This window comes from Lutimaribacter saemankumensis (assembly GCF_900100005.1).
Lineage (GTDB): Bacteria > Pseudomonadota > Alphaproteobacteria > Rhodobacterales > Rhodobacteraceae > Lutimaribacter > Lutimaribacter saemankumensis.
The window spans coordinates 1-14,315 of the sequence record NZ_FNEB01000018.1; the positions used below are offsets into that span (position 1 = coordinate 1).

12 protein-coding genes, 1 tRNA gene and 2 pseudogenes are annotated in these 14,315 nt (G+C 56.2%); 7 read left to right on the top strand and 8 right to left on the bottom strand.

The window, feature by feature from the left end; genetic code table 11:
- The first annotated feature begins 16 nt into the window (after window positions 1-16).
- A tRNA-Met gene (locus BLT50_RS18100) sits at window positions 17-93 on the top strand.
- Window positions 94-139: 46 nt separating this feature from the next.
- On the top strand, window positions 140-421 hold the full coding sequence (locus BLT50_RS19645; protein WP_245723461.1) for a hypothetical protein: 282 nt from the start codon (window positions 140-142) through the stop codon (window positions 419-421).
- A gap of 207 nt (window positions 422-628) precedes the next feature.
- On the opposite strand, the pseudogene BLT50_RS19650 reads toward BLT50_RS19645, so the two are convergent.
- From BLT50_RS19650 to BLT50_RS18125, 5 genes and pseudogenes are all read right to left on the bottom strand, one after another.
- Window positions 629-1,699, bottom strand: a pseudogene (locus BLT50_RS19650) (recombinase family protein); the annotation flags it as partial.
- Between the two features lie 30 nt (window positions 1,700-1,729).
- Entirely contained in the window at window positions 1,730-2,794 is a 1,065-nt protein-coding gene (locus BLT50_RS18110; protein WP_175491531.1) for a tyrosine-type recombinase/integrase, read from the bottom strand.
- Window positions 2,794-4,455 (bottom strand): site-specific integrase, encoded by a 1,662-nt coding sequence (locus BLT50_RS18115; protein ID WP_090030619.1) that lies wholly within the window; start codon window positions 4,453-4,455, stop codon window positions 2,794-2,796. Before BLT50_RS18115 ends, BLT50_RS18110 begins: the two co-directional genes overlap by 1 nt.
- A 170-nt stretch (window positions 4,456-4,625) precedes the next feature.
- A complete protein-coding gene (locus BLT50_RS18120; protein ID WP_090030621.1) occupies window positions 4,626-4,838 on the bottom strand; it encodes a helix-turn-helix domain-containing protein in 213 nt (70 codons plus the stop codon).
- Between the two features lie 736 nt (window positions 4,839-5,574).
- Window positions 5,575-6,213: a TetR family transcriptional regulator C-terminal domain-containing protein gene (locus BLT50_RS18125; RefSeq protein ID WP_090030623.1), complete on the bottom strand. Its 639-nt coding sequence runs from the start codon at window positions 6,211-6,213 to the stop codon at window positions 5,575-5,577.
- 91 nt (window positions 6,214-6,304) lie between these two features.
- Here BLT50_RS18125 and BLT50_RS18130 point away from each other — a divergent pair, with 91 nt between their 5' ends.
- On the top strand, window positions 6,305-8,764 hold the full coding sequence (locus BLT50_RS18130; protein WP_090030625.1) for a GcvT family protein: 2,460 nt from the start codon (window positions 6,305-6,307) through the stop codon (window positions 8,762-8,764).
- A 279-nt stretch (window positions 8,765-9,043) separates the two neighbouring features.
- Here the strand turns inward: BLT50_RS18130 and BLT50_RS18135 are convergent, their stop codons facing one another.
- The gene (locus BLT50_RS18135; protein ID WP_090030627.1) at window positions 9,044-9,853 is read right to left on the bottom strand and encodes a class I SAM-dependent methyltransferase; all 810 of its coding nucleotides are present in this window, start codon (window positions 9,851-9,853) and stop codon (window positions 9,044-9,046) included.
- Window positions 9,854-9,976: 123 nt separating this feature from the next.
- Here BLT50_RS18135 and BLT50_RS18140 point away from each other — a divergent pair, with 123 nt between their 5' ends.
- From BLT50_RS18140 to BLT50_RS18155, 4 genes are all read left to right on the top strand, one after another.
- The gene (locus tag BLT50_RS18140; RefSeq protein ID WP_090030629.1) at window positions 9,977-11,014 is read left to right on the top strand and encodes a GlxA family transcriptional regulator; all 1,038 of its coding nucleotides are present in this window, start codon (window positions 9,977-9,979) and stop codon (window positions 11,012-11,014) included.
- A 238-nt stretch (window positions 11,015-11,252) separates the two neighbouring features.
- Complete coding sequence (locus tag BLT50_RS18145; protein WP_139170581.1) at window positions 11,253-11,741, top strand: hypothetical protein; 489 nt, start codon at window positions 11,253-11,255, stop codon at window positions 11,739-11,741.
- The gene (locus BLT50_RS18150) at window positions 11,726-12,370 is read left to right on the top strand and encodes a hypothetical protein (protein ID WP_090030633.1); all 645 of its coding nucleotides are present in this window, start codon (window positions 11,726-11,728) and stop codon (window positions 12,368-12,370) included. The genes BLT50_RS18145 and BLT50_RS18150 overlap by 16 nt, the downstream gene beginning before the upstream one ends.
- Before the next feature lie 271 nt (window positions 12,371-12,641).
- Entirely contained in the window at window positions 12,642-13,130 is a 489-nt protein-coding gene (locus BLT50_RS18155) for a phosphoglycerate mutase family protein (RefSeq protein ID WP_175491532.1), read from the top strand.
- 149 nt (window positions 13,131-13,279) lie between these two features.
- Here the strand turns inward: BLT50_RS18155 and BLT50_RS18160 are convergent, their stop codons facing one another.
- Window positions 13,280-13,663 carry a RidA family protein gene (locus tag BLT50_RS18160; protein WP_217629254.1) on the bottom strand — a complete coding sequence of 128 codons (384 nt, stop codon included), beginning with the start codon at window positions 13,661-13,663 and terminating at the stop codon, window positions 13,280-13,282.
- A gap of 247 nt (window positions 13,664-13,910) precedes the next feature.
- Window positions 13,911-14,315, bottom strand: a pseudogene (locus BLT50_RS18165) (winged helix-turn-helix transcriptional regulator); the annotation flags it as partial.

The window sequence follows — 14,315 nt, forward strand, 5'->3', positions numbered from 1 at the left end:
AAAAAAACCATACCGCCGCGGGGTGGAGCAGCCCGGTAGCTCGTCAGGCTCATAACCTGAAGGTCGTAGGTTCAAATCCTACCCCCGCAACCAGTGATACAGAACGGTCCGTCGATCCCTCGATCCGGACCGTTTTTTGTTGTCCACCTCCCTGCTCGCCAAGCGCCAACAGCCCGGCCAACGCGCCGACCAGTTCGATCTCAAGATTGCCGTCCACCGGGATCAGTGTGATGCTCTCGATCAACTCGCGGAGATGCATGCGCGCTTCCGTTTGAACGGCAGGATCGTTCAGGCTGTCGGTGAGAGCCCGAACTTTTGCACGATACATCTCGGACAGGGCTGGGTGCAGGAGGTCTGGTGCATCCTGAGGCGCGGACAGAATGTCCGCCAGTTCCGTCTTGCGCGCTTCCAGGGCATCTAACTTCTCACGCATGCTTGGATGAAACATACCTTCAGCAATCGCATCCACGAGCCGGGCAATCTGGGTGTTGACGGTTTGCAGCTCTTGTTCAGCGTCTGACTTCGATGTCGCGGCTTCGCGTGAGAGACGATTGTACTCTTCCGTGTAGGCAGAGACGAAGGCCGCAATCAGATCGGGATGCAGCAAGTGGTGTTGAAGACCATGCAGGATGCGCGCCTCCAGAGCGCTGCGCTTGATGGTCACCCGGTTGTCGCAGGTGCCCTTGTTGCGCGCGTTCGCACATCCATAGAGATCCTTGCCGACAATCGTGTATCCACCTCCGCAGACACCGCATGTCAGCATCCCTGAAAACAGGTGCTTTGGCCGCCGTGCATTCTCGGGGCGGAGCCTCTCGCAAATCACAGCGTTCCGTGTCGCCTCCTGCCGCTCCTTCACGGCCTGCCAAAGATCGTCATCGACGATGCGAAGGTCTTCTACCTCTTCGATGACCCATTCTTCCTGCGGGTTCAGGCGGGCCTGCCGTTTGCCAGTGCTGGGGTCCTTGATGAACCGTTGCCGATTCCAGACGAGGCGGCCAATATAGAGTTCGTTGTTGAGAATGCCGGTTCCCCGGCGCCAATTGCCGTAGATCGTCGACATGCCCCATCCCTTGCCGCGAGGCCCGGGGATACTTTCCGCATTGAGCCGTGCGGCGATGCTGCGTGGGCTATGGCCCTGGCTGTACTCCGTGAAGATGCGCCGGACGATCGTCGCCTCGTCTTCATTGATCGTCCGCTCACCGGTCGTGAAGCTGCCATCGTCGTTAAGATCGCGGACGACTGTGTAGCCGTACACGATCCCGCCGGCAGACTTTCCATTCCGTATCCGGCCTTCCAGACCACGGCGGGTCTTCTGGGCCAGGTCTTTGAGAAACAGACTGCTCATCGTGCCCTTCAGGCCGATATGCAACTCGGAGACCTCGCCTTCTGCCGCTGTCAGGATCGGGATACCGAGAAACTGCATCTGCTTGAAAAACGCCGCGATGTGTTCCTGATCTCGGCTTATCCGGTCCAAGCCTTCGGCAACGACCACGTCGAACTTTCCGTCACGCGCATCGCAGAGAAGGCTTTGGTAAGCTGGGCGGAGGTGAGACGAACCGGAGAGTCCCCGATCCGCGTATGTTTGGACCTCCACCCATTGGTTCGAGGCAATCAGTTTGCGACACAGCCGTTGCTGGTCTTCGATAGACGCATCGCGTTGGAGATCAGTCGAGTAACGAGCGTAAATGGCTGCACGCATTCCGAGGCCTTTCTGATGATAGAGTTACCGTTAGGCCCTACCCATTTTAGGCACGTTCTTGCGGATGTCTTCCACAATCGATTGCAACGCGTTGCAACTGCTGATGCCGCTTGCCCGATTGTAGTGCTTCTCCGACATGTCGAGCGTGGCATGGCCTAGTATGTCCCGGATGATGTTGACGTGTTCCGGGTCGAGCTCGGCGATACTCGTCGCGGCAATGTGCCGGAAGCTGTGCGGCCGCAATGCCAGTCCCAAGTAGCGCTCCGTCACCTTTGGAAGTTCACGTGAGAGCCCGTCCGGTGTCATCGGTTCCCCATACTGCGAGATCCAAAGCGCGGAGGATCTCTTTCCTTGCAACAGGATCACGCGATGCTGCTTGAGGTATTGGCTCATTGGGTCAACGAGCAGGGATGGCAAAGGAAAACTGCGCGCTTTACCGTCCTTCATCTCGCAGGCTCGCAAGCTCACATGGAATCCATCCGGTGTCTTCGTAAGGTGCCGGTCGGTGTCCATGGCAAGCAGCGAGCGACGGCGAAGCGGTCGGGAGATCAGGAAGCCGATCATCAAGGCCTGACGGAACCAAATGGCCTTCCTAAGATCGAGAATGTCCTCTTGCGCCTGCAGATCGGCCATGCGCCCGACACTCCACGCGAATATCTCCCCGGCGGTAATTTGATGTGCCGCGGGCAAAGACCGCGTGTTTGCTCGTTGCAGAAGGCGCTGGCTCGCTGTCGCGAGCCAGGTCCAATCTGTGTCCTGTGATATGTGCGTCGCTATCACGTACAGGTCGGATATAAGCCCGGAAGTCGAACGGGGCTTCAGACGTGATACACACTCTTCGATATAGGCACGAACGGCACTCTGCGTAATCCGCTCGACTGGTGAACGCACCAGCGCGTCGGGATTTGTACGCTGCAGGAAAGAAAGCCACTGCCCGTACCCTTGGCGCCGCTTTTGGCGCGAGCCTTCGGACCAATGTTCACACGGCCCGGTGCCATCAAAGATGTCTCCGGTCGAGAACAGCGCGTCCCACATCGATTTGTCCGCGCTCGGCCATGCGTCATACTTGAGAACCAGAGGGATGCGATTGATCATCACGCGTCCCCCCATTTGGTCAGGACCGCCTTGTCATAGTGCTCGTGTGCCCATTCGCTGGAAATCTTTGCATAGAAGTCCATGGTCGTTTGCAGCCGCCGATGCTTGAGCAAACGCCGAACGGTCTCGAAATCACCAGGCTGCTCACGCAAGTAGAGATAGGCTGCGATGTGACGGAACAGGTGCGTGTTCACCGTCAGCCCTGTCGCATCGTAGATATGCGTCTTGATGCTTTCCGCGAGATTGTTGGGGCTGCGCGGCGCTCCGTTGGACGCCTTCGGAAAAAGTGCCGAACTCCGTGCCGCCGAAATCCGAGGACGATACATCGTGATGTAATTGTGAAGCAGGCGCGAGTTCCGGCTGTTCATTTGGAACTCGATGGGTTCGCCATTCTTCACGTCCCCGCCATCGATCCGGATGGAGTAAATGGTATGGTTGCCGTTGCGGTGGGCGAACACATTGCGATCCAAGTCGAGGCTCGCAAGATTTTTTGTCCGCATCGGGCAAGACAACAGGATGGCGATGGCTGCGGCGTGCATGGCAAGCAACGCATTCAGCCTGGATTCCGGGTTCAAGCGCGCCTGGGTCATCAGAAGTTCCGGCAGGCTGATCAGGCGGACGATATTCTCCCAGTTGTTGAACTGTTCGAGACGGTTGCTGTTCTTCTCGCTCATACCCTTGGGATCATACGCAACACGCTTCTTCACGTTGAGTAAGCCGGTGAGTTCTGATTCATCCCACTTCAAGTGATAGCGTGCGATCGCGGTGAGCGTTGCCGCGATGTTGTGCAGCCCTATCGGCGGCTTCTTGGTGCCACGCCGTGCCATGATCGCTTTGAACGCGGTTTTGACCTTCTCTGTAGTGATGGCAGAGGAAAGGTCGACAAGCGCCGCCGGGTCTTCACCTGCTGAAACGAGAGCATCCAGATACTGCCGCACGTTGGCTTTGACGTTCCGCAATGACAAGGGACGCAGCGCTTTGTTCGGTCCGTCCTCAAGAAAGATATCCTTATGCGCGAGGCGATCCACGTAGGCCTGAATATCGCTCTGCAGGCTCTCGGGATACTCGCTCAGCGGAAGGCACCGGTGGTACCCGCCTTTTTGATAGCTCAACGTCGAAAGGCAGAGGCCGTGCCGGGAGACAATTCCGTTCCAGGTCTGTGCCATCGTTCTGCAAAGATCTTCGGGCTCACGCGTCAGCAGCCGCGCGTCCAGATACGTACGAAACTCGGAAACGACGTTATCATCGACATCTTCCGGTTCGATGCCCCGGTTGCAGCAGTAGTTGATCAGGCGCGACAGGCTCCATGCCTGTTCTTTGACGCTCACCCGCCCGAGGAACACTTCCCAGCTTTGGCTCCGGTCGACTTTAGGGTCGTCAGCAGGAATGCAGCCCGCCGCCCGCAAGGCGTCGGCGAGCGCGGCTTTGATATTGGCCAGGCTCTTGGCCGTGATTTTATGGTGAACATGGTGGATGGTCTTGAGATATGCCCGCAGTTCGGGCGGGTCACAGGGCAGGTCGGCGGGCGCACGGCTCAACATGGTCGCGACGCGGTTGATCGCAGATATGCGGTCCCGGGTGCGACTGCATGTGGCTTTGCTTTTGTCGAGACGCTGCAAGGCATCGGCAAGCGTCAGGTCTTTTGAATTATGGGGAGTCATGATTTTGGTCTTTCATTTGTTGAGTGCTTTTTGATTCAGGATGCTTTGGGGACAGCTGCGGACATGGCGGGCCACGCGCGGACATTCGGGAAACTGCGGCTGTGAATTTGAAACCGAAGTTGCACGCACCCTCGTCCCGAAACCCTGAAAAGATGAGACTTTTGAGGACATTAGGGGACATGGTCCAACGTGCCGTTTCCACGTGCCGCAAGCAGGGCCTTCAAATCGGACTTGGCGATACGCCAGTCGTGCCCGGGCTTGGTCGCGGGCAACTTGCCGGACGTGATCCACCGGCGAATGGTCTTGGTGTTCATGCCCAGAAACACCGCGCACTCTTTGACGCTGATGTACGAAGCGGATTTTGAGAAAGGCAGCTCATGCATGTGCCTGGCCCTCCTCGTCGGTGTTGCAACGCGTTGCAAACTCCGAGCGCGCGGCCTCACGCGCCAAAAGGCGCGCAAGACCGACCAGAGAGTTGGGCAAAGATGGGGAGAGTTGGGAGCTCACGGGAGCAGAGGACGCATGCGTCATCGGTCAGTTCCTTACATGGAACCGCTCGTGACAATGATCGCGATGCTCTGGTTAAGGAGCGCACTCCAGACAGCAGAACACTGATCTCAAGCGAGATCAGGATCATTGCCATCGAGTGCTCCATGGGCGCGAACCGCCCAAAATGCTCCCTGCGGCCCAGCCTTCAAGGCTGGTGGGTTAGAATGTCTTAAGAGTGATCGCGAAAACCGAGTGTGTCAAGAAACTAACAAGCAACTAAGTAGTTACTATTGTTGCCAAAAAGTAAGCAGGAGGCCGAATGAAACTTAGGCTTAAAAATTCGATGATTGCTTGCCCTGCTTCTGAAAACGCCACATGACACCTGAGTCCAACCCGGACTCGCTTGCGCGAAAAACTCGAGAGAGGGCGGGGAGCAGACATTCTCTGCTTTGTGCATCAAGGTCAGCTATGCGGACAAACCGGACATTGAGAATGCCTTAGGCTGGGCACCTAAATTCATTTCTGCACTCGTTTTGAAGGAAGTGTCAGCCAATAACGATTACCAAAACTTTACGCTCTGCGTTCTACCAGCCAAATAAAATCTCAGCTGAAAGATCGGTGAGACGAAAATCAAAAATGCTTGGGGAAAACGGACTTCAAGTAGGCAAAGACCTGGCGAGAAGCACCTTCGCGATCGAATTTTGCTGGATACATCAGGATGTTCAGCCAAAAGCCATCAAAGAGTGCCTCAAGAGACGAGGCGACGTCTTCTGCCTCTACGCCTGTATATCCTCCATCCGAAATAATCAGATGACATAGATCGGTGCTTGCTTCGAGACGTTCTAAGTCGACATGTGCTGAACTTTGTCGATATGCCTTTCTGTGTGTTTTTTCACCGAAAAATGCAAACCATACGGCCAGCTTTTTTCGGTTGCAAATGCTAGGATGAAATTGCGCATCCACGATCGCACATAGCTTGGCAACAGGTGACAGATCTTCCCTGTCATGGGCCTTCATCCACAATGCCCTGTGTTCTTGGGCAAGAGCATTCAGGGTTTCGTTCAGCAGGGTTTCCTTGTTCTTGAAATGAAAGTTGGCGAGTCCGAGCGATAGCCCCGCTTCCTTTGTGACGGCAGTAAGTGTTGTTCCTGAAATGCCGAGTTTGCTTACGCATGTCACCGTTGCATCGATCAGCTGCTTGCGGCGCACTTCTGGTGGTGCGGTGCGGGCTCCCTTTTTGACTTCGGCCTCCGGCAAATTTATCTCCATTGAATGAGCATTCAATCATTGGATTGATTGTTGCGCGTAGTCAATCTTATGGTGACGCCAACCGACGATTCTTCGAGAGAGGACTGCTCAGATGACCAACGCACTTCCGACCCACGCGCAGGCAGTGATCATTGGAGGAGGGTCTATCGGGTGCAATCTCGCCTACCACCTGACCAAGCTCGGAATGACCGATGTCGTGGTTTTGGAGCGTGACAAGTTAACGTCCGGGACAACCTGGCACGCGGCGGGCGAAATTGTGCCCGCTGTTTTGGGCAGCGAATGGGAATGTGAACTTTATGTTTATGGCCGAAATCTGATTGCAGGGCTCGAAGCCGAGACCGGTCATGCAACTGGGTTCCATCAACCGGGCTACATTCAACCCGCGGATACTTTGGAGCGGCTAGAAGAGATGCGACGCGGAGCGGCCTTTATGAACCGCTTCGGGATCGAGGTGCATGAAATTTCACCTGCAGAGGCCGCAGAAAAGTTCCCCGTTGGTGATTTTTCTAGAACGATTGCTGCGTTTTGGTATCCCTTGGAAGGGCGCACCAATCCCGTGGACACGACAATGGCTCTTGCACGTGGCGCTCGGAAGCAGGGCGCGCGCATCCTCGAAAATACGCATGTTCAGGAAATCCTCACGAAAGAAGGTCGTGCGGTCGGAGTGCGAACTGATAAAGGTGATATCTCTGCCGAGCATGTTGTGATTGCTGCCGGAATGTGGTCGCGCCAGCTGGGCGCGAAAGCAGGGATAAACCTGCCGCTCCAGGCGGCAGAGCACTACTACCTGATCACTGCGGCAATGGAAGGCGTTACCCGTGATCTGCCCTTGCTCGAAGATCCGCACAGCTATGCCTATTTCCGGGAAGAAACGGGCGGACTACTGATCGGGCTCTTCGAACACGACGCTGCACCCTGGAATATTGCAGCGATCCCGGACGATTTTTCGTTTGGCGAAATCGATCCGGATTGGGATCGTGTGACTCCGCATCTGCAGGAAGCATTCAAACGCGTTCCCAAGGCGGAAAACGCTGGATTACGCAAGCTCTTCTGCGGACCAGAAAGTTTTACTCCTGACCTTGCGCCTCTTGTAGGCGAGGCTCCTGGCTTGCGGAATTGCTGGGTGGCGGCTGGGCTGAATTCGCTTGGCATTCTGAACGGGCCTGGCATGGGTATGGCTCTCGCACATTGGATTGTGGATGGCCATTGTCCGGTCGATCACACCAGCTTCAACGTCGATCGTTTTGCGGATGGTGGCCTGAACACGCCTGCATTTCGACGCGCGCGGACGCCGGAACTTCTTGCCAAGAGTTTTGGAGCGCATTTCCCGAACGAAAGCTTTCAGACTGCACGCGGATACAAACGATCCGCTCTATATGACCGCCTGAAATCGGCCGGCGCATACTTTAGTGAAAGCCATGGCTGGGAGCTGCCGGATTGGTTCGCGCCCACTCTGGACCAAGCCAGGATCGAGGAATACAGCTGGGGTCGTCAGAATTGGTGGCACTGGCACGCCGAGGAGCATAGGGCTGCGCGCGAGGACGTTATCCTCATGGACATGTCGTCAATGTCGAAATTCATTGTCGAGGGCCCCGATGCCTGCGCCCTGTTGAACCGGGTGAGTTGTAACGAAGTCGACGTTGCTACGGGTCGGGTCGTCTACACTGCATGGGTGAATGAAATCGGTGGGTTCGAAGCCGATTTGACGGTAACTCGGATTTCAGAAAGTAAGTTCCTGGTGGTGGTTGGCGAAAACAGCCACGGTCACACAGAGACCTGGATGCGCCGTCATGTCCGTGCGGACGAGTTTGTTGTGGTAACTGACGCCACACATGGAATTACGCAGATAAACGTTCATGGCCCCAAAGCCCGAATGTTGCTCGAGAAAGTGAGCACGGCGGACCTCTCCAATGCGGCCTTTCCGTTCATGACTGCCCAAGAAATTGATGTTGGTTTTTTCAAAGTTCTGGCGCTTCGTGTGACTTACGTGGGTGAGCTTGGTTGGGAACTGCATGTGCCTGCCCTGCATGCGGTGCAAGTATATGACCTCCTGCTCGAGGCTGGTTCTGAACTGGGCGTTCGAAATGCGGGCATGCAAACACTCAGTTCACTGCGCCTGGAGAAGGCATATCGTGACTTTGGTATAGACGTGGACAATACGGACAACCCGATTGAGGCCGGGCTAGGGTTTGCAGTGAAACTGGACAAGCCCAATGGCTTTATCGGACGTGATGCACTTGCCGAAATCAAGAAGAGAGGCACACCCAGAAACCGTATGCTGCAGTTTCAGTTGCGCGTTCCGAAGCCTCTGCTCTATGGCAACGAGCTTATCATTTTGAATGGCAAAGAAGTCGGCCATATCCAAGTCGGAGCATATGGGCACACGCTTGGTGGCGCTGTTGGGATAGGATTTGTAGAGCATGAGGAGCCGCTGACTACAGACGTGGTCGAAAGCGGCTCCTGGGAAATCCTTGTTGCCGGAACGCGCGTTCCTGCGATCGCTTCACTGAAGCCACTGTTTGATCCACGCATGGAGCGCGTCCGAATTTAACCGGTGCTGCGCACAGTTTTCCCTGACGCGCGTTCCCGCTACTACACGGGACTCGAACACTGAGCACTTGCGTTCGAATTGGTGGCAGCGAGCATCACTCCAGTGATCAAAACGCTCGTTCCCAATTCTAACAATCTCCGGCGCAGCTTTGGGCTCCAAGCTGCCGTTCGCTGCGGTATGTGCCAACGTCTTCTTCGCGGACAAAGCGGTCATTGGGCTTGGAGCAACCTGTACCAACTCCTCCAAAACGCGAGCTTAGGTCGAAAGACCTGCAGCGATCTACGCCCTGCGGACTGCAGTTGCTGCTATGGCGGGCATTGGCACGTGGTATTCGTCTCCATCCAGGAAGTCCTCCAACTGGGTTTCCCAAGAGGTGTAGATTTCTTTCAGGACGTCTTCATTCTGGTTGTCGAGTATGACTGCTGCTCTTGCAGCGAAATTTCGGAAGTGCTTGGCAAACTGCCCTTTTGGAGCTTTGAAGACGAGCGGCACTCGGGTGCTTGAAAACTCTGCGAAACCAGCCGCTTCCAGTGCCTCTCGCATGGCATTGTCTGAAGACAGAGCAAATGGGGGCGGTGACGGAGGGACGACGGACATGTCCGCAAGGCGCTGCATCGTGCCGAAGACGATCCGGAATAAAGGTGACTCTGGCGGGCCAATCCAATGACTGAGTGCCACTCGCCCACCAGGTTTCAGAACGCGCGCAATTTCGTTGAACATGGTTTCTGGGCTACCCACGTGCATGACCCCAAACGAGCAAATCACGGCATCGAAAACGGCGTCGTTTTTCGGTATCGCCTCTGCATCCCCCGTTGCAAAGCTCGCCGTAGGGAAAGCGGTTTTCGCCGCCTTCACCATCGCTGCAGACACATCAATGCCCTCTGCGTCAGCGCCAAGTGCGCCCGCTGCGCCCGCAGCTCTTCCGGTGCCGCAGCATAGATCCAAGATCCGTTTTCCCGGGGCCAATTCGGCCATCGCCAGAAGCGTCGGGATCGCGCCGGTCGTAACCCGCCCGGTGAAATCGTCATAAGCGGCAGCGCGGGCATCCCATCCTTCTTTTTCTGCAAACTTGAATGCTTCGTAGGTCATAATTTTTCTCGCGTGGTTTCGTAGTTTGCTTCAGACTGGCGTACGAAAAGCGTCTGCGTGAGGGTCGAACTGGCCAAAAGAGGGCCAAATCGGCCATCGGTTTGGGAGAGGAGAGTTTGCAAAATGACGACCAGGGATTTCACCGCTGACCCTCTGCGTATCGACATTGTGGCTGCCGAGAGTTGCAGGGGCGCCATTCTCTACGGCATCTATGATCTGCTAACTTCGGTAGGGTCGGCGTGGTCCTACCTCACCGAGGGCGCGTCGACCCCACCAATGACACGTGTAAGAATTGTCGCCAGAACCAAAAAACCGTTCCGCTGCATCAGCGGCGTACCAGTGATGCCTGACGCGACGCTTGAAGAAGCTAACGATGCAGAGATCATTTGCCTGCCAAACTTCAGGATCGGTATGATGACCCCGCCGAGGGAGGTCTTGGGACCGGAGATCGACTGGGTCGTGAAGCGGCACGAGGCTGGCGTTCGCTTGGCAACGGCCTGCTCTGGCTCGGCGCTCTTGGCAGACGCAGGACTACTAGACGGCGAAGAGGCGACCGCACACTGGTCTATGGCTGAGGTTTTCGAAAAGCGTTACCCGCGCGTGGCGTTCTGTCCGGACCGTACACTTACTTTTGCCGGTGAAGGAGACTCCATCGTTATGTCGGGAGGTATGGCATCCTGGCAGGACCTCGCGCTTTACCTGATTGCACGTTACATCGGACCGGAGCACGCAGCGAAATCAGCGCGGTTCTACTGTGTTGATCCAAAACCCGACGGGCAAAGACACTATGCGGCCCCAATGAGACGGTTGCAGAGCGACGACGCCGTGATCCAGGAGTGCCAGGCGTGGCTTGCGGACGCCTACGGACAGAGAGACGCCGTGACGCGCATGATCTCCCGCTCTGGACTCCCGCGGCGTACGTTCGATCGACGCTTCCGCGCAGCTACGGGGTATAGCGCGAAAGACTATTTACAGTCGCTGAGGGTCGAGGAAGCCAAGCAGTTTTTGGAGATGGACGGCCAGAGCGTTGACGCGATTTCTGAGGCGGTTGGGTATACGGACGTGCGAGCGTTCCGACGGCAGTTCAAGAAGATGACTGGCCTAAGTCCGGCAGAATACCGACGGCGCTTTTCCAGCAAGGGCTTTTTGGCGGCTCGTTGAGGCCCCCTTTGGACCGTCGGCTTTGGGCTCGAAGGTATCATTCGCCGCAGGTTGTATGAATGTCCGCAAAGGGCCGGAAGGGTCACTAGAAACGGCCTCGCCGGCAAAGTTGTTGCCGCACCGCCGCAAGTCGGCTTAGAGCCCAAAGCGGACGTTGTCCTTAGACTGCCGCAATGGCAACAAATTGCATGGGAAGGAATTCCAGAATACACTGAAGTCTGGTTTAGAAGGTAAGCAATTGATCAAGCTTTTTCGCACGCCATTGGCGTTGGCACTCTCCATCCTGTTTGCAAGCACCGTTGCAGCAACGGCGGCGGGCATTCTAGATGGCCGTGCATTCACAGGTATGATTGGTCCGGCTGAAAACCCGGACCTTGACGACAGCCTTCACTTCAACGACGGGCATTTCTGGTCTGACATATGCACCCGCTGCGGCTTCGTTCCCGGTACCTATGATGCGGAAGAGACCCCAGATGGGGTCCGTTTTACAGGCACACTTGAAAGCGACAGCCGTGGTCGCTTCGACTACGACGGCCTCGTCAAAAAGGACGGCTCGATCCAGGTGAAGATCACATGGGAGCGCCGTCGTTGGTACTGGACGTCGCGGCGTGAAATCAGCTTTGTCGGCGATGAGCTGCGGAGTGTCGAAACCACCTCTCTTTCGCAGATGCTTCAGTCCATGCGGTCACTGAACCCGCACGGGAACCCGATGTGCGCGCGGTTCTAAAGGGCCTTTGGGCGAAACGTCGAGCGGTTGCCATTTACGGCCTGCTTCTTCTCGGGGGCTGGTTTCTCGGCGGGTACCTGAAAGACCTGACCGTGCCCGAAATGCGCCCGATGAACGAACCGATGATACACAGGATCGTTATGACCGCCTTCGTCGCCTTCGTTGTCCTGGCGGCAATCCCCTTCGTGCCCGGTGCCGAGATTGGATTTGCGTTATTGCTTCTTTTTGGCGGGCAAGTGGCTCCCCTAGTCTATCTCGGAATGGTCGGCGCTTTGGTTGTTTCATTCTTGTGCGCGCGGTTTTTCCCGGCGCCTCTCCTGGCTCGTGGGCTACGGCGGCTCGGGCTCACGAAGGCCGCGGCGTTCATTGTCGAACTGGATAGCGCGCCCCCACATGAGCGTGCAGATAAGCTATCGCTCATCCTTCCTCCGGCACTTGGCCGAAGGCTGCACCGCTACCGACATCTCCTGCTAGCGATCGCGCTCAACACACCGGGAAACTCTCTGCTTGGAGGTGGAGGCGGGCTGGCCTTTATGGCCGGTGCGTCGCGGCTTTACGGGTTCGGAACATACCTCGCAACCATCGTCTGCGCCGTCGCACCTGTGCCGTTGGTGTTCTTCTTCGCCTAGTTGACTGGCGTCGGCATAGTCCGCAGTGCCGCCACTAGCCATCTGAAAATGCTGCGCGATGCACGAATGACCGGTTTGATGAAGCTGCAGCGCGGCGCCAGCGACGAGCGTAGATGTCGGCTTAGGGCCGAAGAAGACGCCGGGTGCTTTTTTGAAGAATGTCCGGTCAGCGGACAGAACTGACCTTGCTGCTCCACGAGGCATGAAGGTGCGGCAATTGGCCGGAGCATGTTCTCCTGCTATTCTCGGGGAAACTGCAGAGGGGCTGAAAATGCGACTGCTACTATCAACACTTTTTACTGCGATGTTGGTGTCGTCGGCCGCTGCCGCGCAGGAAGCGGTTTATGTTATTCGCCATGCTGAGAAGGAACTAATCGGAGAAGACCCCTCGATTACCGACGATGGCAGAGTGAGGGCCGCTGCGTGGGCAGAAATGCTCCAGCATACTGAGCTTGACGTTGTGTTTACTTCAGATGCGAAACGCACCCGGGAGACGGGGAATATCATTGCCAATAGTTTGGAATTGCCTACTCACGAGGTTGATCGGGCGGACACGGCTGGTCTGATCGACCTGCTCAGCTTTGATCATGAACAGGACATGGTTCTTGTCGTCGGTCACGCCGAAACTATCCCAGGCATTCTCGAGGGCCTTGGAGTATTCACGAACATTGACATCAGCCAGACCGATTTCGCCAATCTATTCATCGTGCTCCAACCCGGCGCGGACGATACACGGTTAATTAGAATTCGCATGCCGTAGGCACCGAATGTAGGCCTAAGACAACTCTACCATGCTGTAAGCCGGGCTTTCATTTCGTTCTGACGACTGCTTCGGGCTCGGAGCGATTGTACGCGACGCTTTCGGCGAACGTCCGCTGGCGGGACTATGCAGAATTTCAGCCGGCCACCTCAACTCCGAGCGATGGCCATCGCCTCAATCGAGAGCAGAAGACCCATGGGAAGGTCAACGATTGGAGTGGATCGCGCCGGCGGCTGGTTTGGGAAGAACTCGCCAAACATATCGTTGAGGGCTGCCCGTTCCTCAGCGTCGCCCAGCCAAGTGATGACCTTCACCACATCCCCCAAGGAAGAACCGGAGCACTCGAGGCATTTCCGAAGGTTCTCAAAAGCTTGTCTTGCCTGAGTTTCGAAGTCTTCGCCTGCTTTGGCTCCCGTTTCAGGCACGACGCCAGCTTGACCGGATATAAAAACAAAATCCCCCGCTCGGACAGCGGTGGAATACGCGCCGTAAGGCGCTGGCATATCGGGGTGATTGATGATTTGCTTATCCAAGGCGGACCCTCCCTTATGGTTTAGAAGAAAGCCTACCTCGAGCAGCGCTCCCGATCAAATTGAGTGCCTTATCTTACTTTCTGCCTTGGGCTCTTCGTGGATGTTCGCTGCAATTGGATCTAATGACTGGTGTGCGGGACAAAACCGTCGTTCAGCGTTGACCCGCCGATCAGAACGACTAACGGCTAGAAATGCTGAAAAGGTGGCTTCAGCGGTGCACCATGTAGTTTTCGCCAAAAACGAGTTGCTAAAGGACAGCTCGGCGTTGCTCGACCTGCGCGCTTTTCGCAACCTCAGCAAAACTGCTTCGCATTAGCCACTTGGTCAGAGTCCTTTCCATCAGGTCATGACCTGTCAGGGAAATGCGCCCACTGTCGATTTCCCTTTCGAAGGTCGAGTGGCCCATCCACGCGGACGTTAGCGCGCGCAGTTCGCAGACGACGAAAAGATCGACGTCGAATTTCGGATCGGTGTAGCAAAGGTCGGTTTCTTCGCCGGGCTTGGCCACCAGCCAGTAATTGGCGGTTTCGTTCGGCGGATCGTTGAGAATGAACTGGATCACGCATTTCGGCTTAGGCAATTGAAGCCGGTCGATCTTTCCACGGATTTTCCACATCAGCAAACGCGCGTCCAAGGCTTGCAGCGACACTTC